This is a genomic window from Chitinivibrionales bacterium (assembly GCA_014728215.1).
Taxonomy (GTDB): domain Bacteria; phylum Fibrobacterota; class Chitinivibrionia; order Chitinivibrionales; family WJKA01; genus WJKA01.
The window spans coordinates 1-26,582 of the sequence record WJLZ01000126.1; the positions used below are offsets into that span (position 1 = coordinate 1).

The following is a 26,582-nucleotide window of genomic DNA, read 5'->3' on the forward strand; positions in this document are numbered from 1 at the left end:
TGCCGAGTATGCCCTTGCAAAAGTGGTAAGCCTGATGGGTACGTCGCATGAAGAACGGGCTATTCAGAAGGAACGGGAAAAGGCCGAAGAACTCGATGATGAAATCAAGAAACTTCAGGAAGAACTCCAGGAAATAGAGTAAAAAACGCTCTCCCATAAAAAACACCTGTCACACCGCATATCAGCGGATGGGACAGGTGTTTTTTTTATGTTTTATCTCCCCTATTCCGCCTTTAGAGGTACATTGTTGTATTTTTATTAGCATCGAACAGTTTTTTATACATTCGAGACATGGTAATGAGTTCTATTCGAGTGAAGTTGCTTCACGGCTGGCCCGAAAGCCGGGAAACAATGCTCAAAAAATTCAGGAAAATGACCCGGGATGGTAATTCATGGAATGATATTATTCTCTGTGACCATGATCCCGATTATTATGTAATCCTCAATTATCCGCAGGATGAGTATTACGATCCCGACCGGACACTGATATTCCAGATGGAACCCGAACCCCTGAGAAAAGAATGGGGTGAATTCTATCGTCCCGACAAGAAAAATTTTCTCTATGTCTTCGATGTGGAATCGCACCGGAACGTATTCGACTGGTGGCTGAGCAGCGATTACAAGGGCCTGAAAAAGGCCCGGATAGTCAAATCAAAGACACTTTCAACCGTGACATCGAACAAAACATGGCCCCAATTACCGGGACATACCAAACGGCTGCAATTTCTTGAATACCTGAAATCAAAAATCCGGATCGATCACTTCGGATTCGGGTTTCAGGAACTCCATGATAAAGAAACCGGGATGTTTCCCTATAAATATACCATTGCAGCCGAGAATTGCATCGAACGTAATTATTTTACCGAAAAACTGCTCGATTCGGTGCTTGCTGAATGCCTCTGTTTTTACTGGGGCTGTCCGAATGTTGCCGATTTTATCGATGACCGGGTTTTTATCAGAATCGATATTGATGATTATGAAAAAAGTACGGCCATAATTCAAAAGAGTATACAAAACAAGGAATGGGAAAATCGGATTGACGCTATTCGACAGGAGAAAGTTCGTGTTTTAGATGAACTGTCCTTTTTTCCCACACTGGAGCAGGTGTTGAAAATGCCTGAAATACAACAGCGTACAGGGGTATAAGCGTGTTACCGAAAAATGTTTGCAATGATAAACTTTCCCGGATGGCAGCCGGATCCCGTGGTCCGGTTTCTTCAGAAAACCTTCTCCTCCCCGACTCTGTGGAGATTGAAACCGATTCACGATGTAATCGGTCATGCCCCTATTGTCCTTCAAACAAAAAAGAATTCGACCGGGGTAGCGGAACTCTTCCCGAAGAGGTATTCGATAAAATTCTCGCCGACCTTGCAGCATATAACTACAGTGGTATTATCCGCCCTCACCTTTTCAATGAACCGCTTATGGACCTCCGTCTTGTCGATTTCATGAAACGCATAAAAAAGGTTCTTCCAAAGGTTGATATCGAAATACTCTCCAATGGCGATCTCCTCGATATCGAGACCTATACGGCCCTTGTCGATGCCGACATTAAAGTAATCCGTGTCACCCAGCATGGAAAGCGGCCTACAAAAATTTTCAATGATCTTCTTGAGTATCTCTTTAAAAATATCGATGTTGAAAACCGGATGAGATACCGGATATTTTCCCGCGAAACCCCTCTTGCCAACCGGGGCGGCCTGGTCGAACCCGATGTCTTGAATGTGAACCCTCAGGCCCAATGCGATTGGCCGATGGATAACATGGCGATCAATTTCAAAGGCCATGTTCTCCTCTGCTGCAACGACTTTATGGGGCACCATGTCTTCGGGAATGCCGCAACCGAAAATATTATCGATATCTGGAACAGCGAAAAATTCAAATCGATCCGCACACGACTTCGCAACGGCGATCTTTTCATGGAAATATGCAGAAAATGCCAGGGTATCGAATAAATATATTATTTTAGACCCTTAATTTTTTCACCAACACCTGCACATTATAAATAGCGGATTGAAGGGGATTTACCTATGGCAAACAACAGCAACGGCGTCACAAAAACATGCCTCAACGGTTACTGGGACATACTTCCCGACTACGGCACTCTCAGCAGTGATACGGTTCCTGAAGAAGGTTGGATTTCCGATACCTATCTCGTGCCTTCTTTCTGGACAAAATCGACCGCCATGGTCCGGAAAAAGGGCGAAACCTATTACCGTCCCATGTCCATCGACAAAATAACCGATAACGAAGAGTGGGAGTTTCTCTTCGATGCATTCCGCTATCCACTCAAATGGTCGACAACCCGGAAAGGATGGGTCCGTCGCTCCATTGATATCAAGCAGATCACTCCGGACAAACGGTATTTTTTGCTCTTCGAAGCTGTTATGCCCCATTCCCATCTTTTCCTGAACGGTAAAAAGATCTGTTCTCATCACGATTGTGCACTACCGCTGGAAATCGATGTAACCGAGCATCTGAAGACCGGGACCAACGAAGTAGCGCTGTATATCGACGACTATCCCCGCAATCATAACAACCGCTTTCTTACTCCTGTCGGCACCGCATTTACCGTCTCCAATTCGGGAATATGGCAGGATGTGTATCTGATCGAACGGAGCGATCTGTATGTTTCCGATATCACAATTCGTCCATCGGTACGAAACAGCGAACTTACCGCCGTTTTTGAAATAACCAACAGTTCTCAGAAGGAGCGTACCGTCACGGTCGCCCCCGATATTATCAGATGGGACAAGCATAACGATCCTTATACAAAGGAAAAAGTCCTTTCGCTTCCCTCAAAAGAGCTTACCCTCGCTCCCAACTCAACCGAATGTATCGAGTGCAGCATGAAATGGGAGGATCCGGAACTCTGGTCGCCGGGCAATCCGGTCTTGTATCAGATACGAACTTCGGTTGAAGAACGTGGCCGGACGCTCGAAACCACTCTCGAACGGTTCGGGTTCCGGGAGATCTGGATCGAGGGCCACAAGCTGATTCTCAACGGCTCTCCGGTTCACCTCTTTTCCGATTGGGGCCACAAGCTTGCACCTTTCTGGCTTACCGAAGCCTGGGTCCGTAAATGGTTCGGCATGATCCATGACGCCAACATGAATCACAGCCGTCTCCATAATGCACCCCATCCACGGATGTATCTGGACCTGGCTGATGAGGAAGGGATTCTAATTACCGCCGAATCGCTCATTACCGGATCGGGAAAAATCCTTGCCTCCGAATCTCCCGAGTTCTGGGAAGCAGCACGGAAACATCTGAAAGATTTTATCCGCCGTGATAAAAATCATCCCTCCATCCTTCTGTGGAGCTATGAAAACGAGATGCGCTGGAATGAAGACCTGAAAGGAGAATGCCGGGGTGGTGAGAGCGATCTTCTGCTCAAAGAACCTCCCCGTTTGCAGCAGATGATTCATGAACTCGACCCGACGCGTATTGCTTACCCTGATGGTGATACTACCATATGGAATGAGGGGAAACAGCCGATCATTTCCCGTCACTACGGAAAAGCATGTTCGGGACTGGGATGGTGGCATCGTGAGCAGCCCCTTCTCTCCTCGGAAATGAGCTGGTATCATATGGCGGGTCCCCACAATGTGTTCAATCTCGGCGGTGATAAAGCCTATGCCGATTTTCATACTGTCGATGATTGGGGTGGACTCGATACCCAGCTTATTGTCGAGGCCGGACGGACCTTGGGAGTCTCCTGCTTTGGACCCTGGAATGTCTCCTGTGTCTGTAATCTCCGTATGGAAAAGGAACCGATCGAACTCCACTACGATGATCTCTCCGCACCGGGGACAAAACCTCTGTATGTTGAAGCTCATTCTTCCGAATTCAGCTTCTGGAAAGACGGAAAAGGATATACGCCTCATCATTCTTTCGGACGTCAGGTATCGGCGTTCCGTCCCTTTGCAGCGATCGATCTTTCGCTCAACTCTCAATACTATCTGGGAGATACTTTTGAGCGGGAGATTCACCTGGTCAACGATACGGATCACGATATTGCCGGCGGTCTCTCGGTGACCCTCGAAAAAGACGGCGTCCAGAAACACGGGATGGCGTGCACAATCGAAATCCCCCGGGGAGAAGTGGTCGCCGAAAAGTGCACCATGAAAATTCCGGAGAAATGGGAAGCCGGAACCTACACCTACAAAGTTGCCTTTACGAGCAACGGCGCCGCTCTCGAAATATGGGACCGTCAAATAACATTTGCATCCGGAAAGGATTTTCCTGCAGTGGATACCGCTTCAATCACTGCAAAGAAAATCGGGCTCCATAAAGCCGATTATCTTCACGACCTGTTCACCGCCGCGGGAATCTCCTTTGTCACTCTGGAAGAGATAAGTGAGAATTCTCTCAGGGAATGCGACATTGCGGTTTTAGGAAAAAACTGCGTTGTCCCCGAATCTTCACAGAATACAATAATCGACAATTTTATCTCCCGGGGCGGAAGGATTATCCTGTTGGAGCAGGAATGCTCGCTGTTCCCGTCGCTGACTCTCGAGCATGCACAGGTGCTTTCGGCCTTTCCCAGGGCCTATGATCATCCCGTCCTTAATGGGTTCTCGCCTTCCGATTTCGAACATTGGGGTGAAGACCCCTATGCATCACTGCTTTCGGATTCTTTCGTGGCCCAAATCATGTATCGCAAAGATGATTTACGTTCCATCCTGCCGATTATCGATTCCGGTGAGGGACGCTGGGGTGAAGGTGGCATCTATCATACACCGCTTTTCGAGTATACTCAGGGCAAGGGGTGTCTTTTGGCCTGTCAACTTCGGATCAGCGATAAATTCAGGACAATTCCTGCCGCGGCCAGGCTCATGATGAAACTGCTGGAATATGCAGCAGCCTATGTCCGGCCCGAAGACGCCTCTCCTGTTCTTGTTGCCGACGGCTCGAGCGATAGTGATATTACCCGTGCGGTCGAGCATGCGCGCAGTGGAGGAAATGCAATTATCGAGTCATTGACGCCAAAGGCATGCGAAAAGCTCAACAGCTCCGCCGGGACCTCACTTTCGCTGAAAAAGATCGATGAAATCTATCAGGCTGTACGGGTCGCGGATGCCCCTGTGTTGAGCGGTGTTTCCAATGAGGACATCTGCTGTATTGAAACCTGGACCTATGCCCCACCCAGCACGGAAAATTTTGTCATTGGCGACTGGTTCCTCGATCATACCGACGGCCTCGAACCGCTCTTGGCAACGCCAACACAATCCTGTTTAAAAGAACTGATGGTATACAATGGTAAAAAGGAGCGAGTCAGAGCCCATACCCTGTCCCGGTTTCTCTACGATGAAAAACCGGAAGAAGCCGTTGTGCTGGGCCGTATACCGGTGGAAGCGGGCCATATCTATATTAATCAGTTTGCCCCGCCCCTCGAAAAACGGGACCGGTTCAGACGATTGAAAAACCGTCTTGCGGCAAATCTCGGAGCAGATACCGGTCAAAGCCCGCTCTCCGGGACAATCTGTGCCAATGCCGGTGGTAAATCCCCCGGCTATCCTGGAGAAGTTCAGATTCTGACCATTCCGGTCGATCAAGCACTGGAAAAGGACATGCGCCGCTGCTGCCGCATTACCGGAGAAGGATGCCCGAACAAGTCTATCCTGAACATCGACGGGTGGAAGATTATCCCGAGTGATGGTGGAACTGTCGCTCCGGGTGTCGGTTCTCCGCTCTATGTCTACTATCAGGTTTTTTCTCCTATCAATCGGATGACTCCCGAATATCTTGAGCCGGACCCGAAACTGCTTTCCAATCTCGCCTGCAAAGGCAGCGGAACCATGACACTTTTTGTTAACGGCGCCGAACACGGAACGCAAAGGCTTACCACGGAAGAATCACTTTTTGACGGTATTCCCCTGATTCAGCGGTTCAACCAGATACTTATCAAGTGGGAGCCCGAAAGCAACAATTCGACCCTCGCCATGCAATGGCGCACCTGGAACGGCGCCCCCGAAAGTGAATTCAATTTCACCGCACTCAAAGAACGGAATTATATCTTTCCGGGTGGCAACAAACGGGAAGGGTATTAAGCCGAGTGCACGAACATACGAGCGCACGAACGTATGAGGGGTTAGTAAGCGATCGATATGCCGCAGCCCGACCGTGAGGGAGGGCTTAAGTACGAAGGCCGGTGGTCCGACCACCGGCCTTTACGAATCTTTACTCTGCCGATCCTGCCGAAATGTCAAACCATTTAAGGTTCACCATTCGACACTTCAACTTTCAACGCTCCCTCTACCCTAAACTTCACAGTCAAAAATTCCTTCCAGACTCACCGGGCTCTTTCCTTTGGCTTCACACTCGCCAAGCCAGAGCTGAACCGCGGCTCGCTGGTTTTCAGGAAGATTGCTGAATACATTGATATAGTTCGAAAGGTTGGGTAATTCCCAGATAGTATAGGGATTACAGAAAGAAGTGAATACCACCTGCGGATGTTCGGTCCACCATGCACGCCAGAATGATTCGACCAGTTCGCTGACCATGCGGGTGGAACCGTAACGGGGCGGAACATTAAAATTCACAAAGACCGCTTTGTAATCATGCATGATTTCCCGGATTTTATCGCCGTGAAACGGTGTTGTCTTATAATCTACTTTAAAACCTCGTTTTTCGAGTTCTTCACGAACAACCGGGAGGCTCTGAACAAATTCACGAAGGGTACCGAGAAACTGAACATCAACACACAGGACCTTGTCACCCTTTTCGAGTTTGACCGGAATAGTGCCGTCGTTACGGACAATGCTCATGCAGTTTTCGGCGATCTGCACCGGCAGTTTCCTGAATTTCTTTTTATCCTCATCGGTAACGGTCTGTTCCATGCTGCCGTCAAAGAGGCCGACCCGTTCCTTGACATTAAGAATGCGGCGGCATGCATCGGTAAGACGGTCTTCATCCACAATACCCCGTTCGATACATTCCATAAGCCACGGATAGTCTTCATCGCGGCCACCGAGAATGATATCGGCACCTGCAGCAACGGCCCGGGCAACCCGTTCATTGATCGGGTAATGGGCCGAAAAACCGATCATGCGGATAGCATCGGTAACAACGACTCCCTCAAAGCCAAGCTCGCCTTTGAGGAAATCGGTGGTGATTTTTTTACTGAGCGTCGTAGGCCAGTAGCCGATATTCCTGTTGGTATCCGAATCAATCGCGGGAAAGGCCATATGAGCGGTCATGATTGTCAGCACGCCCTCCTCAATTACCTGCTGATAAACATAACCGTAGGTTTTATACCATTCATCCAGCGAAAGCGAGTGCACCGATGTGGCCACATGAGGCTCCCGGGCATCAACACCATCACCGGGAAAATGCTTTGCCGTGGCGGCCATTCCATGTTCCTGCATGCCGCGAATAAAAGCCCGGGTGAGAGCCGCAACCCGATCGGGTTTTTCACCGAAAGGTCGGGCATAGCACATTGGATTCATGTGGTTCATACTGAGATCCACCACCGGAGCGAGGTTCCAGTGATGACCATGCATACGCCCCTCTTTTGCCGTAGCAACACCGCATTCATAACAGACTTCCTCGGAATCCAGTGCTCCCCATGCCATGGGCCAGGGAAGTGATGTTGCATTCTGCTGGATCCGTGCGCCCGCCCCAAGCTCAAGATCACTGCACTGCATAATCGGAATCGGATGGTCCTTCGCAAAATCATCGAAAACCTTCTTGACCTCCAGAAACCGCTCCGCACTCTCCGCGCCATTATACACATTCCCCATGTGGTACTTCTCAAGCATGGCAACAAGGTCGTCAGAGGACATTTTTTCAATCCAGGGACATAGCACCTGGCCGGCTTTTTCTTCCAGACTCATGCCCGAAAGAATCTTCTCGAGCTCCTTTTCCCGCTCTTCAGAAATTGGTTTCAGCACAATCTGCTCCTTTCATTAGTAGTATACTGTCGTATCACAAAAATGAGTTTTCGGGGCAAAGAAAATAGAAATTACCTTTTCAGAAATCAAATTTATTGCCGATGCTGAGAGTGAAAGTGGAGTGTGGAAGTACTCGAGTACTGGAATAATCGCTCTTGGTTCCGGCCAGGTATGGAAGGGAGCTGATGGGAATTTACGGCCGGTTTATACGGTCAGTGGTGCTTAAAAGAGGCGCGCAATTCCGGTCGCTTAAACACGATACTGCGCACATATTCCCCATACCGTGAACGAAACGCTTCCCGTCTTCGATCATAGTCCCGGGCCGGATCGATCACCCGGGGATCATCAGGCACCTTCGTGCGAACATGATCTTTTGACACCTGAGCGATGCATCGCTCAAGCCTGATGGCGTCAAAAGGCCTATCGAAATGATCACATATTTTGGGGAATTCCGTTTCGGGGTTTTTGCGCAGCCTGTCGAAGCAAAGGATGGTTTTCTTTTTTGTAAAATCTTCATCGAGCAGCCATTTATTTAGATGGCGGCCATAAAATGCAGCCCGTTCTTCGATCACCCCAAAATCGGTGGAATCTTCTTTATAATACCGCAAATAGGAAAAAATCGTATCCACCGGGTTGCGATACAGATACAACACGTTCCTGCGCTGGATATCGAGTTCGAGATCGTGGGTATGGAGCGCGAGAAAATGCCTTTTATCATGAAAAAAGAAAATCCGTGTGAGCAGGGGACGTTCGAAATAGAGTTCCATCACCATTCTCAGCCAGTGACTGCCCGTGCGGGGAAAACTTACCAGAAAAGGAGCATGGGGGTCGGCAACGAAACTGTCAACAATTTCCTTTTTGTAATATAATGAGACCGATGGTTTATTACTGCGCGGGCTCATGAATTTCACTTCGCACCTTTTCTTTTATTCTTTTTGGAATGAACAGTTCCCTTTTCGCTCCGAATGAAAGCAACCCCCAGCCTCGCAATGGATGATGCGGCGACGTTTTATCCCGGTAGTTCGGGTAGTAGAGCGAATAGCTCCGGGATGAATCGAGGGCATCGTGGATATATTCAAAGGAACACACCTGGCCATTATACTGATCATACCCGAACCATTCCATACCGGGAACCTTGAAATCATCAATGAAAGCATGGCCGGTTTTGAAATGATTGGTTATAAATTCAATTTCCTTTTTCAGGGGCCACTCGAATCCGTTTCCATGAGCATCGAGCCAGAAGATGGTCTCCTGGCTAAAGAGTTCGGTATGATCGCGGCGCAGGCGCTGCATGAAATTCTGCGAACTTTCGCAAAAGAGCATGACATTACCGAGTTCCTCCCGGGCAATACTCCGGGCAGCCTCATTGCAAGCCACCGGATCGGCCTCACAGGAGTAGCAGTGCACATGGGGATAGGTTCGGGCAACATAGGCCAGCGTTGAGCCGATATTGGCGCCGGTTTCAATGAAAACTTCTGCTTTTTTCAAAACACTGTCGGCACAGGCAAGAAGATAGCTGTCGCCGTGAAATCCAAGTGTATAAAACTCAGTTATCGTTCGATTTTCATGCGTCATCTTGATTGTACTTCCTCAGAAGAATGAAATGCCTGGTAATTGTGCAACTCGCTGTATTTTCCAGTAGATGTTCCACATACCGGAACGTTTCTTGTGAAAAAAAACATATATGGGTTATATCTTCCTTGTACCACCATGAGAGAAAATTGCTGTCTGGATAGAACGCGGTTTTTATGAAGGCTGTTCCACCGGGAACAAGGGCCTTCCAGATTTTACGAAGCTCCTCGGCTGGTTTTCGAAGGTGTTCGATAACTTCACAGAGAACAACACAGTTATATTTTTTTTCCAAAGCCCTGCCACCGACACCGTATAAGGGATCGTAGGCTGCACATTCATAGCCGGCCTTCTTCAGAAGTGAAGTTAGTGCGGCGTGTTCGCCGCTGCCGAAATCCAGAATCCGGCCCCCCGGCCGTGCGATTTTCTGTATATTTGATACTATACGCCCGAGATAGCCGATATATTGTTTATCCTCTCCATCGTTGGTATGAAGTGCATATCGTGCTTTTTCTTCATGAATCCCCACATGATACTTTGGCGGCACAAAGCGCAACGCACAGGTTTGACAGTGATAATATTCTCTCCGTCCATCCGCCCCCAGAAAAACCGTGTGAGGCTCCCGGCACAGTGGACATTCCATGCTCATCCCAGAAACGGATTGAGCCATGCCATCAGAAATCCGGTAATAACCGGAACAGTAAGGTTGTCGTTAATCTCAAAATTTTTAATGGTAATCGGAAAAAGCTCCATCACCGTAATAGCCGCGGCGGTTATCAGAGCAAGGGGCAGAGAAATAGTACCGGACCATGCGCTGAGAAGACCGGGCATGTGAGGAAAAACAGCCATCAGCAATATGCCGCAGCAGATAAAGCAGGCAACCGACCCTTCCAGGGATTTCTTCCCGATTTTAATCTTTCCCATGCTTATTCCCACCAATGCAGCCGCAGCATCACCCCAGATAAAAAGCCAGAGCGCCATTGCAGCGATATGGGGACGGTTAATGAAAATTATCGAACAGAGAAGTGATGACATACAGATATAGGTGGCCCCCGAAAACTTCCTCTCCTCATCAGGCCGCATCATGGAACCAAACATCTTATTCACGACCCCCTTCATGAATGCCACCCGGAACCGTAAGATCTCACCACCCAGGAAAAGGAAGGTAAAAAAGGCCAGAATAAGCACAGGATAATATTCCGGTTTAATCCCCCCCGGTACCCAGGATGCCTCCGCTGCATAGTTGGGGATATAAAAAATCCCGGCAGGAATCACAATGCCGAAGATAAGATGGAGAACTTTTCGCTGTATTTCTTCTTTCCTCAGTTTCATTCAGCTGTCCGTTTCGTTTGGGTGGTGACAGGATAATCCCAATGAAAATAAGTATATGATGAATAGGTTGGCTCAATTCGAAGGGTCAGAGGGCCTTTTTCGACAATATTTTTTCTATCTTTAACTGTCAGCGATGTGCCGCCGGGAAGAATTCGGCGTTTTTTCACCAGAAAGGAAGTATCCGATTCAGTTGCCTTAAACAAAGAGACATAACTGTATTCGGTGCAGTCTACAGTGAGTTCATAGACATTGGGGCTTTTTCGTTCAAAATCCTTTGACTGCAGCTCAGTGCCGATCCAGTAATACTGTGCCCCCTTCTTTTCGGCGATGAATGTCTGGCCGTAGCGTTTCCAGATAGCAATTCCCCGGGGTTCGACAAACTGATTGTCCTTTGTTCCGTAAGAACCGAAAACATCAAGCAGCTCCAGATTATGATCAAACTTGAGAATGCAGTGGTTCTCCTTATCGGTAACCCATAGATTATGATAGTAATCTACCGCCGCATATTCGGCCCGGTGATTCGAGGGCATGGTGATTTTTCGAATAACGGAGCCGTCGAATTTGATTTTCCAGAGCCGTCGTCCCCCTTTATCCGCACAGAGGATCAGACGGTCCTTATTGAAATAGCTCCATTTCATTCTGCCGTCGGCAACAGCAATCGCTGTCGGCCCCTTTTCAAACATGGTTGCTCCGGGACGGGGTATGGTTCGTGCAACCACTCCGGAAGTATCGAAAACCACGATCCTCCTGTTGCCGGGATCGGTGACATACACTTTTCCCTGCGCACCGAGAGCGACCCGTTCCGGACTGCGTAATTTCGGCCCGCCCCCCTTACTGCCGTCAAAGGCCTTCACCCACCGAACCTCTTTTTCGGGATTGAAAAGATGAACAATCCGATTGTTGCCCCGGTCGGCAACAAACACGTGTCCCCGGGCATTGGTGGTCACCCCACGTGGATCGAGAAACTCATCCCTGCCGCTCCCTTTCTTTCCATACAGCCCCAAGGTCCACATCGAAGTGTTGTATATCAACTGATGCCTTCCCGAATTAACGCCATATACCACGACCTCATCATCGTCCTTTTCCGTGGATGGATCATCGCGGGAATCCATCTTTGCGGTCGCAAGCCCCTGGGGATCATCAAAAAATGTCACCGGACCAAAAAACATGAAAAGATGTTTCGGTGTGGCTTTCCGGATTCCATAGGAATGACCATAGGGAGGAAATACAAGCGTTTCTCCACGTCCCGGAACCGCAAATCCAAAGATAAAGGCGGAAAAAAGCAATTTTTTAAACATAGAGACGAATTGAAGGAAAAGGGTACGATTGTGGGGAAAACGAAAAGAATTGAAAACAAAAAACCTGTCCCGAAATACTATGGGAACCACGAAATGAGAAAACATTGTACCTTTAACCTTTAACCTTTAACCTTTAACTTTTAACTTTTAACTTTCGACTTTCGGCACGCTCAGTGCATCGAGTTGGACTGAAAGAAAAATACATTTTTCAATAATTCAAAGTCCTGTTTGTTACGGTGGTTCAATGAAATTATTTTAAACAATCTGTTTCCAGACACCACGAAGGGGTTATCTTCATATTATGAAACCTATTGTATTGGCCATGATCATTTGCGATTACTATTACCGGGATTCCCATACGGGTAAAAGTATTCTTTCCGGAACGTTCAGTTCCATTAACAGTCCGAAATTCCCGTCAAAGCACGGTAATTGCGCAGTGTATATCGCACTCACCGATGTTGCGCAGAACGGAAAAATCCAGTTGGAATTTAAAAAAGAAAATGGTCCCTTTTCAATGAAACTCCCTCCCTGGGATGTAAAATGTCCTGAAAACCGCCGTGCAGTGGTTGAAATCGGCGGTAATATCAACGGACTGCCGCTTCCCGAAGAAGGGTATTATGAATTTGTGGTGCTCTGGAATGAAAACGAAATTTCTTCACGACGCCTTAAGGCAGTAAAAATCGATGTTGGCCCTGAAGATTCGCCCCCACCAAAACAAGAGGATTAATCTATGGAACTCTCAATTATTCTCGTAAAAATTGTCGGTGCCCTCCTGCTTATCTGGACCCTCTATTCTATCTATAAACATGTCAAAGAGGTCAAAGCGATAAGCAGCTCCCCGAACCAGGAAGAAGTCCAGTCGGTCAGCGAACAGGTGCTCAACAGTATCCTTCTCTACCTCTGGCTGGCCTTTATGGTTGTTTTTTCGGTTGGTATGATCGTGAATAACTAAAAGGGGTTTCCACCCCTTATCCCCTTTAGGAGCCGGAGCATAGGGATGTGCGGAGACGACTGCCGAAGGCAGGGCCGCAAGGCCACGGAGCAGGACTGCGGAGTGCAAAATGCTTGATTATAGGCTATGGCACCGGAAGGTGCATAGGAAGAGCGTTGCAGGCGTGATATGACATTGTCGGTTTGTGACGGGAAAGCTTTATTTGATCGATTAAAAGAATTGCCCCTTCCGTCGGTCTTTCATTGGGACGGTTATTCATTTTTTTCCTATTGGGCAGACTGAAACACAAATACCGCATATGCTTGTATTTTTTTGAAGATTTCTTTTTGCCAATTCTCTACATTTATTTCTGCATTTAAAGGCATTATAAAATTCATCTCTATCAGTTTCAGTATTCCATTTCTTTCCATTTGCAGCTTGTGCCGGACAATTAGTGACACAGATATTACAATTACCACATTTACTTTTAATTATTGGGGTGCCTGTTTCAAATTCGTAATTTCCATTTTCAACCAATATTGTAGAGAGCCTTAATCGTGGGCCATATTCTTTTGATATCAACAAATCAGTTTTTCCTATCCAGCCAATACCCGCTTGAGTAGCTGCAAATTTATGAGAAAATTCTGTTCTCAATGTTTTTTGATATTCTTCATCCACATCTTTGTCCTTAAGGGTTGGCTTTACTAATTTGTATCCTATCCCGGCAGTTTCTAATACTTTTTCAATTCTATGCAGTTGCATTTCCAAATTCGCATTGGTTTCTCTATAGAGTTCATAATATTCCAAAGTTGGACCGTTCTCTATAGAATCTATTATCAAATCATCCATTTTTTTTCCAATAGAAATCGCATACTTATATCTTCGAAATTTCCCACTCAATAACCCCTCTACTTTTGCGAAACCCAGTAGATATCCTGAAGATGATTGAATAATGTCTTGAATTTCTTTTTGTATTTGCATTTTCTTTCCGCCCCGGGGGTGTCCAAAATAACTATATATGCTAGGGAGTACTTGTCTCCGGTCTTTTCCCGTTTTTTTCAAAGAGCGCTATTGCTGCGTTCATGTCGCCCGGAAATGGTGCGCTGAGTTCCGTTTCTTTTTGAGTGAAAGGATGGATAAAGGAGATTTTGAATGCGTGCAGTGCGTGGCGGGTGAAGCATTTGAATATTTTGTAGGCAAAGGGGCGGTAGAGGGGGGCGATCTTTTTGACCTGTTCTCTGTCTCCGCCATAGAGGGGATCGGCGACAACCGGAAATCCGGTATAGGAGGCATGGATTCGTATTTGATGGGTCCGTCCGGTATGGGGGCTGAACTCGACAACAGAAATGCCCGATTCGAATGTAAGGAGACGGTATGATGTTTTCGCGGGTTTACCGTTTTTTTTTATGACATGTCTGATAGGATCGGACCGGCTTCGCCCAATGGGAGCTTCGATAGTCCCCTGCTCCTGCGGGCGGGCACCGATACAGATACCGATATAGCGTTTGGATATTTTTCGTTCTGAAAAAAGTGATGCCAGCGCGGCATGGGCCTGATTTGTTTTGGCGACTAAAAGAATACCGGAAGTTTCTTTGTCTAACCGGTGAACGATGCCCGGACGGTCGTGGGCAAAGCCGTCGGACAGTGAAGGGATATGATATGCCAGGGCATTGGCAAGGGTGCTGTCCCGCACTCCGCTTCCCGGATGTACCACCATACCCGCGGGTTTGTTGACTGCAATGAGGTAATTGTCTTCGTAAACAATATCAAGGGGAATATCCTGAGGCACGAGTGTCGTTGAAGTGAGTGCTGTCATCTCCTGTTCATCGATAGTAACGTCATCACCCCTCTTGAGTCGTACGTTTTTCCCGGCAACTGTCCCATTCACCAGCACACCGCCCGACTTGATCGCCTTCTGCACCTGCGACCGTGTCATACCTTCCATAACACCCGCCACAAACACATCAAGACGGCTCCCCGAAGAATTTTCATCTATTATATAGGTATTCATGTAAAAATCGGTGGTCAGAAGCCAGTTCTATTATTGTTGCCTATTATTCTCATCCATTATCATCCCACGCTCTTTTCCCTTCTCCTCCACAAAACTCTCTGGTTCCTTCTTACTCTGCACTTCATCCCGTATAAAGCAGAAAAGCAAAATCCCCACCCCGACGGAGACATAGATATCGGCAAAGTTATATATCGGCCAGTAGACGTCTTCGGAAATTCCCATTTTAATGAAATCCACTACCCCTTTCTGCGGATGGATAATTCTGTCCCAGAGGTTGCCGATTGCGCCCGGAAGGATCAATGCCAAGCCGAAACGCATAGGGAGATCATTTACCCGAATATGGTGATAGTAGATAAGCAGGACGATTACTGCGATAGTGGAAAATATAAAGAAGAAAAGATGAAGCGGGAATCCGGGGAAAATGGAGCGGGGATCGAACCCGAACAGCATCCCTTTATTGTATACGAGTATAAACTGAAGATAATCGCCGATCACCTCCACCGGTTTTCCCATGCGGAGCATTGTTTCCGCAAGATACTTTGTGTACCAGTCTGCAAGAAATCCGACAATTGTTATCACAATAAGCAGCACCCATTTATTGGAAAACGGCAGTTTCTTTTCCATATACGATTCCTTTTCTCCCATCTTTCGCCGGTCCGATTTTATTTTAATACTCTATCTATAAGTGTTGTTAAAATACCATTTTACGATTTAAAATGATACCTGTTGTTTCATATTTCACCTTTATCCGTCCGGGCAATGCAGCCATGGCCGGCGGCGCAGTGGCACTGGGGTTCTGGCTTTCCCATGCAGACAGGCCCCTCTGGGAGTTGCTGTTACTCATGATCTCAGCAGTGTGTGCTACCGGGTTCGGCAATGTGATCAATGATATCAGGGATATCGAATCGGACAAAATCAATCATCCCGACCGACCTCTTCCCACAGGTGAAATCTCTCCCTTTGCGGCAGGAGTCTTTGCCTTACTGCTCCTGATCACCGCACTTCTTTGTGCATATCTGGTATCATGGCTCCACTTGGCGGCAACCGCGGTTCCCTGCATTCTGCTCTTTTTCTATGCCCGCAGGCTGAAAGCTACACCTCTGGCAGGTAATATCATTGTCAGCCTTCTCGTAGCCTATCCGATTATTTACGGCGGCCTTGGCGCAGAACATAGAGAATACCTCTTTGCTCCTGCAGCACTGGCATTTCTTCTTAATCTAATACGGGAGATAGTCAAAGATATTCAGGACTCCCCGGGCGATACCGATTCGGGTATTATCACCACGGCATCGCTACCCGAGACAGTGATAAAAATAATCCTCTATGCACTCACGCTTGTCTACACGGTCCTCCTGTTTATCCCCTACAGTTTCGGACATTTTCAGAAACCCTATCTTATTATCGTTCTGGCACTCATCATCCCTCTTCACCTATATACGGTCATGCACCTGCTATCCTCACAGTGGAAACAACAACTCGGAAAGCTTTCAAAACTGACAAAGCTGGAATTACTCTTCGGCCTTGCAGCACTGGCGGTTGACCGAGGGATCGGGGAATGGATGGGATAGAGAATGGGAGGATGCAAGACAATGAGAATGATTAAGAATGACGAGGGAGAGGAAAAAAGGAAGTAAGATTAAGGAGATGATGACTAAGGACGATCAATGAAAAAATATCACAATTTTATCCGGAATCTTTTTCTCTGCCTTTTCCTTCTCCTTATCGCTGCTCAGGCCGAATCCGGGGATCTTTCAAAGGCGCCGCTTCTGGATGAACTCGGGTTTTCTGCGGGATATAGTGTGATACTTGCTGAAGAGCTTGATAATCAGGAGCAGTATTATCCGCTGCTTCTGATGGGGACTATTTCCCTTAATTTGACTCGGAAGCGTACGGCCGCGGGGAGCAGGGGGAGGCTTTTATGGTATTTCGAGCCCCAAATTAACCCGGTGATATACAGAGACAGATTTTCTGAAATCGAATTCGGTGCTACAGTAATCGGCCTCAAGTATCGCTACAATTTTTCCCCCCGGTTCTGTGGCTATGCCATGATCGGGTCGGGGCCCCATTTCATTTCGGTAGTCTGCGACAAACAGGCAAGCGGTTATATCTTTTCCGATAATTTCGCAATCGGCATCTGCAAATATGGTCCGGGGGGAACCGGTATCAACCTCCAACTCAGATACCGCCATATTTCCAATGCCGGTATCATGGAACCAAACTGGGGAATCGACAACCTGTTTTTGGTTGGCGGTATGGAGTGGTAAGGGAGTAAAAACGGGCAAGTGCCCCGAAAGGCTCTTACCCGTATCTTTATTCGTCATAGCTTGCTGAAACTATCCCGACCTACTTCTCTTTTTCATCCTCTTCCTTCTCCTCAGCTTCCTGAGGTTCTTCGGCAACAGGTTCTTCAGAAGGCTTTTCTTCGGCGGGTGTTTCTTCAACAGAAGCTTCAGCCGGTGCTTCGGTCTTTTCCGTTTCTTCGGTTGCGGCACTTGCCGTTTCTTCGGAAGCGGAAGTTTCTTCAGCAGGTGCTTCTGCTGTTTCTTCAGCAGGCGTTTCCGCCTGTGTTTCTGCAGCTTTTTCTTCCGGCTTTTCTTCCTTTTCTCTGGGTTCTGCTGGAGCATGTTCTGCCGTGTAGGCTTCCCATTCGCTCGAGTCTTTGTCTTTGAAATATTCGCTCACGCTGAGATTAATCTTTTTTGCATCAGAGTCGAACTCAATGACCTTTGCGGGAATTGTATCGCCGGCTTTGTATGCCTCCGAAGGATGACTGAGGTCCTGCCCCAGCTGGGCCAGCGGAATAAAACCTTCAACATCATCACTGAGATCCACAACCAGACCGCGGTCGAGAATCCGGGCAACCACGCATTCGGTTTCGGTGCCCATGGCAAACTGTTGTGCCAGTTCATCCCACGGATCTTTGGTGAGTTGCTTGAGTCCCAGCGAAATCCTCCGCTTGGCTTCATCGATGCTGAGAATTTTGACATCAACGATATCGTTCTTTTTCAGCAATTCTCCCGGATGGTTGATTTTCTTTGTCCAGGACATATCGGAAATATGCACAAGACCGTCAACACCCTCTTTCAATTCGATAAAGGCACCAAAAGCGGCGATGTTACGGACCTTTCCTTTGACAATGCTCCCCACGGGGAATTCACTCTCGACATTTTCCCACGGATCCGGTTCGAGCTGCTTGAATCCAAGCGAGATCTTCTGGTTATCTTTGTCAACACTGAGCACGACCGCCTCGACAATATCGCCGATACCGACAATTCTCGACGGGTGCTTGATATGCTCGGTCCAGGACATCTCGGAAATATGAATAAGACCTTCAATACCCTTTTCAAGCTCCATGAATGCACCATAATCGGTGATCGAGACAATCTTACCGCGGACCCGGGAACCTTCAGGAAACTTGTTCTCAATGCCTTCCCACGGATGTTCGGTAAGTTGCTTGAGGCCCAGTGAAATACGTTCTTTGTTTTCGTTGAAATCGAGCACCTTGACATTCAGCTTGTCGCCCAGAGCAACGATTTCCGATGGATGATTGACTCGTCCCCAGGACATATCGGTGATATGAAGAAGACCGTCAACACCGCCAAGATCGATAAAGGCGCCAAAATCGGTGATATTCTTGACCGTACCTTCACGAACCTGAGCTTTTTCGAGTTCGGCAAGGATTTTGTCGCGCATCTGTTGCCGGTTCTCTTCGAGGATCACCCGGCGGGAGACAACGATATTTCGCCGTACTTTATTCACTTTGATAACCCGGAACTTATAGGTATTACCGATAAGGGCATCCATGTCGGGTATCTGGCGAAGGTCGATCTGGGAGCCTGGAAGGAAAGCGTCAACGCCGAAAAGATCGACGACAACACCGCCCTTGATCCGTCGAAGAACTCTGCCTTCAACGGTATCCTGATTTTCATAGGCCTTGTGGATCCTGTCCCAAACCCGGAGAAAATCGGCCCGGGATTTGGAAAGAATTATCTGGCCTTCACTGTCTTCGGCCTGCTCGAGAAATACTTCAATCTCGTCGCCGTTTTTAAATTCATTGATATTTTTGAATTCGGAAACCGGAATAACGCCTTCCGACTTGAAATTGACATCAACGATAACTTCTTTATCGGTTATCCGAAGAATTTTTCCGGTGACAACCTTTCCGTCCTCAATGTTCGCCAGCGACGGACCATACTCTTCGAGCATTTCGGTTGATTCAACTGTAGAATGATAATAATCTTCCTCAAACTCCGAAAGGTCAACCTTATTTCCGTGCGCATCAACGCCATAGTGAGTTTTGTTTTCTTCTGTTGTTGCAGAATCTGCCATTATGTAATTTACTCCCTCCTAAGGGTACTGTTTGGTTAAGGGTGAAAAAAAAAGTTTTGTTTTTATGATATACTTTTTATCCGGTATTTGTTTTTTCTATGAGCACGGATGCTTTTTCTACAATACGGGAAACCTGCTGATCGAATGACATCGTTGTCGTATCGATTTCTTCAGCATCCCCGGCCTTACAGAGGGGGCTGTTTTCCCGCGATGAATCCTTATGGTCCCGCTCACGGATCTCCTCAATTAAATTATCGAGGGATTTTGTGATTCCCAGTTTCAGAAAATCTTTTTGCCGGCGGCGGGCTCGCTCTTCAACCGATGCAACCATGAAAAATTTCAATTCGGCATCGGGGAAAACCACGGTTCCGATATCCCGCCCTTCACACACAACGGAAATGCTTTTGCCGATCTCCCGCTGCTGCGCTACAAGCGCGTTCCGGACAACCATGGGTTTGCAATAGTCGGAAACGTTCCTCGTGACCTCATCACTCCGCACCGCAGTACTAACATCCTCACCATCCATCCATACCGTCGTATGCGGAGGAACACCGGAAAAATCCAATTCCGTGTGCTCCATCAGTGAAGCCAATGCCGGCGTATCGGTAGGGTCAATTCCCTGCCGCAGGCATTTAAGGGTTATCGCCCGGTACATGGCTCCGGTATCCAGATGAAGAAACCCGAGCCGCCGTGCAGCCTCAACTGCAGTCGAACTCTTACCCGACCCGGCAGGACCATCTATCGCAATAATCATATATTTATGTACTCAAAGAACAATATTGTATGTTCAGACAAATTTCTTAAAAATAGAATATCCGGCTCTTTTATGTCAAATGGCGGGAAAAAGGATACTCGTCTTTCGATGCTCGTCTCTTAATCTTCAACCTTCGACCTTCAATTTTTGACCTTGAACTTTCGCCCCCTAGTTCCCCAGCAAAATCGATCCTTCCGTATAAAAAGCACCTGCAATGCACGCGGTCATGAGGCAGGCCAGGGTTGCAGCGATCAGGGCGCGAAAAGCGATTCTGGAAAGGACGCGGGTTTTTGAAGGTGCCAGAGCTGAAACGCCCCCCACAAAGATAGCCATGGAGGCCACGTGGGCAAAGCCGCAAAGCGCATAGGTCGTTATCACGGCCGAACGGGGATAGACCAGTGCATCTTCGGCAATAAGCGATGCCAGATCTTTATAGGCAGTCACTTCGGTGACCACCAGTCGTTCGCCGATTATCTTTGCGATCTCCCCGGCATCTGCCGGTGGTATACCGCAAATCAGTGCCGGTATATAAAATACATACCCCAGAAGCCCTTTGAGAGACCAGTCGATATTAATCGCAAGATATTCATTGACCGGCGTTCCGATCCCCCCAATAATGAGATCAACAAGCGCTACAAGGCCTAAAAAGGCTATAAGGAGCGCCACAATGCCGACAATCATTTTCACAGCGGAATTCGCCCCCCGTATTATGGCCTCAAATACATTGCTTTCCTTTTCATAATGGGGGTGGATGGCAACCCCGAGGGTTTTGGGAGTCTTTGTTTCGGGAAGAATAATCTTGGACATGATCAACGCTGCCGGTGCCGAAAGAAAGGATGCCGAGATAAGATGACCGGCAATTGTCGGGAACCGGCCCTGAAGCATGAACACGTAGAGCGCCAGGACATTGGAAGCCACCGTTGCCATCCCTGCGGTAAGGACCGTGCATAATTCGGAGCGGGTCATTTCATTCAAATGGGGCTTGATAGTCAGGGAGGATTCGACGCCCACAAAGATATTCGATGATGCACAGAGTGATTCGGCACCCGAAAGTTTCATCAACCGGCTGAACACCGAACCAAACCACCTGATAAGAAACGGCATGATCCGGAAATAATAGAGGATCGCCATAAGCGCGGAAAAAAAGATAATGGTCGGCAATCCCTGGAAAGCCAGAAAGAACCCCATCGATCCTTCAGCCCCCGGCGGTATGGCCAAAGGACCAAAGACAAACCGGGCACCTTCATTGGCCGATTCCAACACCTTGACAACGATATCATTCACAAAAAGAAAAAGCTTCGCACCTGCAGGGACAATGAAAATGAAAAACGCAACGATGAGCTGAAGTCCGATCCCCCATCCCACAACATGCCAGTTCATCCGTTTTTTATCGCTCGATAACAACCAGGCTATACCAATAAAAATAAAAATGCCCGCAAATGAAACAAGATTGTAGACATGCATAGCATAATCCTCGAAAAAAATGGAACTGTTGAAAATAATTGGGTGAAGAAAGGGGTGCAAAATGAATGGTTGGGTTAAGGCAAAAAGCCTCCCCTGGCATTCTGTTATCCATTAACTATATTATTATTATGGCTCTTCATTCACGACTCTCAAAGGATTTTTAATGAAATTTTCACTTCGAAATGCTCTGGTTATCGCTCTGACCGGGGGGTGCATGCTTGCAGCCCAGGATATCGTGTACGTGACTTCAAAAATGAATGAAAATGTCGAAAAAATAGACTCCTATCAGGCAAAGGCCGAAGTCATAAAAGTGAGTGGGTGAATGGGTGTAAGTACAGAGGGTATCGGTCGATACTCCTATCACAAGCCCGAATCAACCTGGCTCTTTATCGACTCGGTTGAAGGACAGTATTCACCACAGCTTTCCGATAACTTTCTCAGCGGGTGCAGTCATGATATGCACACGACCGTACTTGATGCCCCGATCATGTCGCCCTCCTATCCCGAAGCACTCCTCGGTTATAATGCTTCAGTGGAACCGACCGGCGGGAATACACTCAAGCTCTGGTATCAGGATTCCATTACCAACTATACCTTTGAATATTTCATTGATACACTATCCTGGACGATCACGAAATTTGCCTATTATGATGAATCGGACATTCTTCAGTACCATACATGCTATTCCTGGATTGAGATCGGGGGAATTCACGTACTAAAGCAAGTCTATATCAACTGTGATACCTCCATGTCGGACGGAGGATATACTTTTTATGATATTACTGTGAACGACACCCTCTCTGTTCCGGTGGCCCGCACTACACCAGCTTTGGGGGGCGATGGATTTTCGTTTAATCCTTCGAGTTTAATATTGACCGTGCCGGCATTGCATTCACCCTGCAGAATTGGTATTTATACCGCCCGAGGTCGGAAAATTCTGAAAACAGTATTGACTCCCGGGATACGGAAATTCGATTTTAGAAATATCGCCGATACCGGACTAAGGTCCTTTGGAAAAGGGAACTATATCATTCGTATTACCGGTGAAACCTTTTCCGCTACGGTTCCATTCACAAAAGTCGAAAATTAGCCCATGAGACGGTTCCAAACGTATCAATTAGGATGGTTATGTTTATGCTTCCTGATGACTGCAGCTGGCGCCGGTAATGTTCAGCAGGTAAAGAATAAAAAGGAACGATGCGTTCGCCGTCTTGAGCGAGCCGAACAGCAGCTGGAAAAACTCGAACGTTCTATTGACCACCTGGATATGATGGCCGAGGCTTCGGGGAACGAAACTATTGGCCGCCATGTCGAGACATCTCTTAACAAGATAGAGTATTTCAAAAACCGGCTCGACCGGACCCGGAATCAGGTCGACAAGATAGAAGACGATCTTGCTGCACAGGATGATGCGGCGCCGTGCAAGGATTGTATCCGCTCGAGTGTCAACCTCATGTGCCGTCAGGCGGAAAGTATTTACTCGGAACTTGCGGAATATTCGGCAAAAACCGGCGAATTCGAACTTCAGGCACGACGGTCGGCGAATGCCGGGCAGGTCCTCTCCCGAGCAGAGAAAAAGATCGCCCGCTGCAAAGCGACAGCGGACCCAAGGACAATCAAAGGCGCCGAACGTATGCTTGGTGAAGCACAGGAGGCGCTTGACCGGAACAAGCCCGCCGCCGCTATCGATATGGCCCTCGGAGCCATAGAAAAACTTCAAACAATATGTGACGACAATGCCGGGGAAAAGGAACGTGTCGAATCCATGATCGCCCGGGCCAAAAAACTGGTCGGCCGGTCCGGGAGTGCGCAGGCACAATCACTGCTGAACCAGGGCATTTCCCATTTTACAAAGGGAAAAGAGCTTCAAAAAGCCAACGACAAAAAAGGCGCGGAAACGGAATTCATTATTGCACGGAAATTTTTGGAAAAAGCAGCCGACCTTGCCGGTAATTCCCAATGAGAAATCAGCTCCCAGTCCTCACGCTCTGGCTTTTTTTGCTTTCCCTGTCCGCTGCTGCCCAGCCTGCCGATTCACTTAACTATTATCATACCCGCAACAAAATGATGCAGTCGCAAGACGAAGATATTCTCAAAGCGGTTAAAGCCGCAGATGCACTCGCCGGGCAGGGATTCTATACCGAAGCTCTCGATCTGCTCAATGAGATCGCACCGGTGATCCAAACACCCGTCCCGCCCGGATCAGCGCCAAAGCACCGCCCTCCTGAAATGAAAAACACATGGCGTATCATGAGCGGCATGGATTATTACTATCTCAAAGACATCGGGAAAGCAGATACCAGCGATCAGGAAGCCAGGGATTCAATCCAGCAGCTTAAGGAAGAACCCTTTGCGGTATTCGCAAAAGCATCGTTGGAGTATACTCCCTCAAGTGCCTTTATCCGCTCCCTGACGCCATCGGTGTATATCGGCAACAACAGGACCTCTATCGATCTCGAAAGCCGGTTTCACTTCTTCAAGAAGTGGCTTAATACCGATATATATGCAAAAGCGGAAAAACAGTTGATGCGCAGTGATGAGTTCCGCGGTGATACCCCCGATACGTCGGATCTTCTGGAAGGTGAAATCAGACTCGAGCTGCAGAGTTTCCACCTCGATAACCCGGCAGGATTTTCACTCCCCCTTGCAGTCACCAACAGAACCTACCGCTACAACCGTTCGGGAAGAAGCTCTTATCTGGAATATTCAACCACCCCCCTGGGTGAGTTTACCACACGGGATTTCAAAAAGACCTATACCGCCGGTTTTCTCGTTCAGTACAAAGATTATTATGACCGGAATGCCGGTATCGGTGATTCATCCGGCATCGACTCGCTGGATATCTACCGGTTCGGTCCGACACTAACCGCTGATCTGCTCCTGAACCGGATAACCTGTAATTTTATGGCTGGCTACCTCTTCGAGCACTATCCCAATTCCCGGAGAATCGATACGCGAAGTGATTATGAATTTGAAGGACGAATAGAGCGAAAAATCAACGAGCTGATCAGGGTACCGGTAATACTCGATTATCTGTATAGCCACGAAGAATACAACCAGAATTTCCTCTTTTCAGTCGATTCGATTATTTACAATCCATTTCCCCGTTTTCCCTTGGATACTGTAGCTAAAGACACCACCATTCCCGCCGCATACTCGCTTTATGGTTCCTCTTTAAAAGCAGGGCCGGGTATTGAACTTTCTCCTTCACCCTTTCTCCAGATCAGCCTGGAAATTCCGGTTATTTATCGCCGGTATAACGCAATCGATCCTGTCGCGGATGAGAGATTTTCGGTCATTCAGTATATCGATGAAACCTCTGTTGTCTTTGAACCCGAAATCGGTTTCCGTCTCGCACCACAAATATTCGATTTCAGGTTCTATTTTGCATGGCTCCGGGAAAATATGGAGGAAAAATCCTATTACTATGAATCGAGCAACACCGGTGTGCGGCTTCGAAGCGATCTCTACTGGTCGCTTACCGATAAAGTCTCTCTCAGCGGCACCGCAGAATATCAGCATAAAAGATATCGAAGCAACAGCCGTAATTCAAATAATGTGTCGGCTTCCTTTAGTGCACAGATGAAATTATAGTATTTTTATCACCCTTTAATTATAACGCGTAACCACGAGGCACAGTGCCAATGAAAACTGTTCAAATCCTGCTCTTCACCCTGATAATTACACTTTCTCTTTCGGCCGATCAGCAACAGAAGTCGCAACTGGAGCTCCATTTTTTCGGCTCCAGCACCTGTGGAGAGTGCATGGAAATCAAAGAGCATCTGCTCAAACCCATGGCCGAAAAGCATCCCGAGATCGACCTGCATTTTCACGATATCGACACCGATGAGGGATTTGAACGCCTTGTTACCATGGAAGCCGAATACGGGGTCACCCAATCCTCCCCGCAGGTACTGTTTTTCCCCGACACATTCCTGACCGGCTACGATGATATCATGACATACGGCGAGAAAAAAATCAGAGAATGTCTCGATGTATGTAAACAAGCAGGGGGCGATAGTGTATCCCGGGATTCTGTTGATGTGGCCGGCTATCTCAGAGAAAAAACCCGGGGCTGGGGCTTTTTTATCGGCACCCTGGTGGCGGGGCTGGCCGACGGTGTCAATCCCTGTGCAATCGCAACCATGATTTTCCTGGTATCCTTTCTGGCAACACAGAAACGGAAACGGTCTGAAGTTATGATTGTCGGTCTCTCCTATACCGCGACGGTTTTTGTCACCTATTTTGCCATGGGGGCAGGGCTCAAGGGCATTATCGAACCGATCCAGCAAAACACTATCGGTAAATCGATTATACGATGGGGGGCCTTTACTATCGCCGTAGGGGTAGCATTTTTCAGTTTCAAAGATGCCGTTGTCTATGCCAGAACCGGTAAAACAAAGGATATTACCCTGCAACTCCCAAAGGCGGTGAAAATCCGGATTCACAAAACCATCTCGGGAAATCTGAGCAATCGCGGTCTCGTCATCGGATCGATTATCACCGGGTTCCTCGTCACCCTGCTCGAAGCTATCTGTACCGGCCAGATGTACCTTCCTTATATCGCCGCCATGACACGGCAACAGGAATTCATAATCAAAGGCTATCTCTACCTTGCCTTTTATAATTTACTCTTTGTCCTTCCCCTCCTCATTGTGATGGGGCTGGCCTACTACGGCATGAAATGGTCGGACCTCGCCAAAAAAACGCAGAAAAACATGGTGCTCCTCAAAGTCCTGCTCGGTATGGTCATGACCGGCCTGGCAGTATACCTTGGGGTGAATGGGTAAGGTTGAGAGTTAAATGGAAGTTAAACGTTGAAAGGTGAATGAAAGTTGAAGGTTAGGGGAAAAGAGGATGGTGGATGACGATGGTGGATCTGGATATTAGACAAAGATAATTGAACCGTTCAAGACCTCAACCCTGAACCCCGATACACCGCCATGCCCCAAAAGAAACATACATGCAAAACCTTTTCTCACACCTGTCCTGGGGTCAG

24 protein-coding genes are annotated in these 26,582 nt (G+C 47.8%); 12 read left to right on the forward strand and 12 right to left on the reverse strand.

Annotated features, from left to right (window positions below; genetic code table 11):
- Nucleotides 1-291: 291 nt before the first annotated feature.
- The 3 genes from GF401_09950 (at nucleotide 292) to GF401_09960 (ending at nucleotide 6,053) form a co-directional block, all read left to right on the forward strand.
- Nucleotides 292-1,146 (forward strand): hypothetical protein, encoded by an 855-nt coding sequence (locus GF401_09950; protein ID MBD3345371.1) that lies wholly within the window; start codon nucleotides 292-294, stop codon nucleotides 1,144-1,146.
- Nucleotides 1,147-1,148: 2 nt separating this feature from the next.
- On the forward strand, nucleotides 1,149-1,955 hold the full coding sequence (locus GF401_09955; GenBank protein MBD3345372.1) for a hypothetical protein: 807 nt from the start codon (nucleotides 1,149-1,151) through the stop codon (nucleotides 1,953-1,955).
- Between the two features lie 75 nt (nucleotides 1,956-2,030).
- Nucleotides 2,031-6,053 (forward strand): hypothetical protein, encoded by a 4,023-nt coding sequence (locus GF401_09960; GenBank protein MBD3345373.1) that lies wholly within the window; start codon nucleotides 2,031-2,033, stop codon nucleotides 6,051-6,053.
- A gap of 210 nt (nucleotides 6,054-6,263) precedes the next feature.
- Here GF401_09960 and GF401_09965 read toward each other — a convergent pair whose 3' ends face one another.
- From GF401_09965 to GF401_09990, 6 genes are all read right to left on the reverse strand, one after another.
- Nucleotides 6,264-7,895: a hypothetical protein gene (locus tag GF401_09965; protein ID MBD3345374.1), complete on the reverse strand. Its 1,632-nt coding sequence runs from the start codon at nucleotides 7,893-7,895 to the stop codon at nucleotides 6,264-6,266.
- A 212-nt stretch (nucleotides 7,896-8,107) separates the two neighbouring features.
- Nucleotides 8,108-8,797 carry a hypothetical protein gene (locus tag GF401_09970; protein MBD3345375.1) on the reverse strand — a complete coding sequence of 230 codons (690 nt, stop codon included), beginning with the start codon at nucleotides 8,795-8,797 and terminating at the stop codon, nucleotides 8,108-8,110.
- A complete protein-coding gene (locus GF401_09975; protein ID MBD3345376.1) occupies nucleotides 8,781-9,470 on the reverse strand; it encodes a hypothetical protein in 690 nt (229 codons plus the stop codon). The genes GF401_09970 and GF401_09975 overlap by 17 nt, the downstream gene beginning before the upstream one ends.
- Nucleotides 9,460-10,134: a methyltransferase domain-containing protein gene (locus GF401_09980; GenBank protein MBD3345377.1), complete on the reverse strand. Its 675-nt coding sequence runs from the start codon at nucleotides 10,132-10,134 to the stop codon at nucleotides 9,460-9,462. Before GF401_09980 ends, GF401_09975 begins: the two co-directional genes overlap by 11 nt.
- Nucleotides 10,110-10,796, reverse strand: a complete 687-nt coding sequence (locus GF401_09985; protein ID MBD3345378.1) for a hypothetical protein — start codon at nucleotides 10,794-10,796, stop codon at nucleotides 10,110-10,112. Before GF401_09985 ends, GF401_09980 begins: the two co-directional genes overlap by 25 nt.
- Entirely contained in the window at nucleotides 10,793-12,199 is a 1,407-nt protein-coding gene (locus GF401_09990; GenBank protein ID MBD3345379.1) for a hypothetical protein, read from the reverse strand. Before GF401_09990 ends, GF401_09985 begins: the two co-directional genes overlap by 4 nt.
- 196 nt (nucleotides 12,200-12,395) lie before the next feature.
- Here GF401_09990 and GF401_09995 point away from each other — a divergent pair, with 196 nt between their 5' ends.
- Nucleotides 12,396-12,821: a hypothetical protein gene (locus tag GF401_09995; GenBank protein MBD3345380.1), complete on the forward strand. Its 426-nt coding sequence runs from the start codon at nucleotides 12,396-12,398 to the stop codon at nucleotides 12,819-12,821.
- 3 nt (nucleotides 12,822-12,824) lie between these two features.
- A complete protein-coding gene (locus GF401_10000) occupies nucleotides 12,825-13,046 on the forward strand; it encodes a hypothetical protein (GenBank protein ID MBD3345381.1) in 222 nt (73 codons plus the stop codon).
- Between the two features lie 255 nt (nucleotides 13,047-13,301).
- Here GF401_10000 and GF401_10005 read toward each other — a convergent pair whose 3' ends face one another.
- From GF401_10005 to lspA, 3 genes are read right to left on the reverse strand one after another with little or no spacing between them, the layout of a single operon-like run.
- Nucleotides 13,302-14,006, reverse strand: coding sequence for a hypothetical protein (locus tag GF401_10005; protein MBD3345382.1), 705 nt, complete (start codon nucleotides 14,004-14,006; stop codon nucleotides 13,302-13,304).
- A 40-nt stretch (nucleotides 14,007-14,046) separates the two neighbouring features.
- Entirely contained in the window at nucleotides 14,047-15,036 is a 990-nt protein-coding gene (locus GF401_10010; GenBank protein MBD3345383.1) for an RluA family pseudouridine synthase, read from the reverse strand.
- 30 nt (nucleotides 15,037-15,066) lie between these two features.
- Nucleotides 15,067-15,681, reverse strand: coding sequence for a signal peptidase II (gene lspA / locus GF401_10015; GenBank protein ID MBD3345384.1), 615 nt, complete (start codon nucleotides 15,679-15,681; stop codon nucleotides 15,067-15,069).
- Between the two features lie 71 nt (nucleotides 15,682-15,752).
- Between lspA and GF401_10020 the strand changes: the two genes are divergently transcribed.
- A complete protein-coding gene (locus GF401_10020; GenBank protein MBD3345385.1) occupies nucleotides 15,753-16,604 on the forward strand; it encodes a hypothetical protein in 852 nt (283 codons plus the stop codon).
- A 96-nt stretch (nucleotides 16,605-16,700) separates the two neighbouring features.
- Entirely contained in the window at nucleotides 16,701-17,300 is a 600-nt protein-coding gene (locus GF401_10025; GenBank protein MBD3345386.1) for a hypothetical protein, read from the forward strand.
- Nucleotides 17,301-17,379: 79 nt separating this feature from the next.
- Here the strand turns inward: GF401_10025 and rpsA are convergent, their stop codons facing one another.
- The 3 genes from rpsA to GF401_10040 form a co-directional block, all read right to left on the reverse strand.
- Entirely contained in the window at nucleotides 17,380-19,365 is a 1,986-nt protein-coding gene (rpsA, locus tag GF401_10030) for a 30S ribosomal protein S1 (GenBank protein ID MBD3345387.1), read from the reverse strand.
- A 76-nt stretch (nucleotides 19,366-19,441) separates the two neighbouring features.
- Nucleotides 19,442-20,119, reverse strand: a complete 678-nt coding sequence (locus tag GF401_10035; GenBank protein MBD3345388.1) for a (d)CMP kinase — start codon at nucleotides 20,117-20,119, stop codon at nucleotides 19,442-19,444.
- A 168-nt stretch (nucleotides 20,120-20,287) separates the two neighbouring features.
- Nucleotides 20,288-21,583: a nucleoside transporter gene (locus GF401_10040; GenBank protein ID MBD3345389.1), complete on the reverse strand. Its 1,296-nt coding sequence runs from the start codon at nucleotides 21,581-21,583 to the stop codon at nucleotides 20,288-20,290.
- 163 nt (nucleotides 21,584-21,746) lie between these two features.
- On the opposite strand from GF401_10040, the gene GF401_10045 reads away from it, so the two are divergent.
- Genes GF401_10045 through GF401_10065 form a run of 5 tightly spaced genes read left to right on the forward strand, consistent with a single transcriptional unit; the run spans nucleotide 21,747 to nucleotide 26,373 of the window.
- Nucleotides 21,747-21,905 carry a hypothetical protein gene (locus GF401_10045; protein ID MBD3345390.1) on the forward strand — a complete coding sequence of 53 codons (159 nt, stop codon included), beginning with the start codon at nucleotides 21,747-21,749 and terminating at the stop codon, nucleotides 21,903-21,905.
- Nucleotides 21,906-22,673, forward strand: a complete 768-nt coding sequence (locus GF401_10050; GenBank protein MBD3345391.1) for a hypothetical protein — start codon at nucleotides 21,906-21,908, stop codon at nucleotides 22,671-22,673.
- A gap of 54 nt (nucleotides 22,674-22,727) precedes the next feature.
- Nucleotides 22,728-23,546: a hypothetical protein gene (locus GF401_10055; GenBank protein MBD3345392.1), complete on the forward strand. Its 819-nt coding sequence runs from the start codon at nucleotides 22,728-22,730 to the stop codon at nucleotides 23,544-23,546.
- Complete coding sequence (locus GF401_10060; GenBank protein MBD3345393.1) at nucleotides 23,543-25,177, forward strand: hypothetical protein; 1,635 nt, start codon at nucleotides 23,543-23,545, stop codon at nucleotides 25,175-25,177. The genes GF401_10055 and GF401_10060 overlap by 4 nt, the downstream gene beginning before the upstream one ends.
- Nucleotides 25,178-25,227: 50 nt before the next feature.
- Nucleotides 25,228-26,373 carry a hypothetical protein gene (locus GF401_10065; GenBank protein ID MBD3345394.1) on the forward strand — a complete coding sequence of 382 codons (1,146 nt, stop codon included), beginning with the start codon at nucleotides 25,228-25,230 and terminating at the stop codon, nucleotides 26,371-26,373.
- Nucleotides 26,374-26,582: the final 209 nt, after the last annotated feature.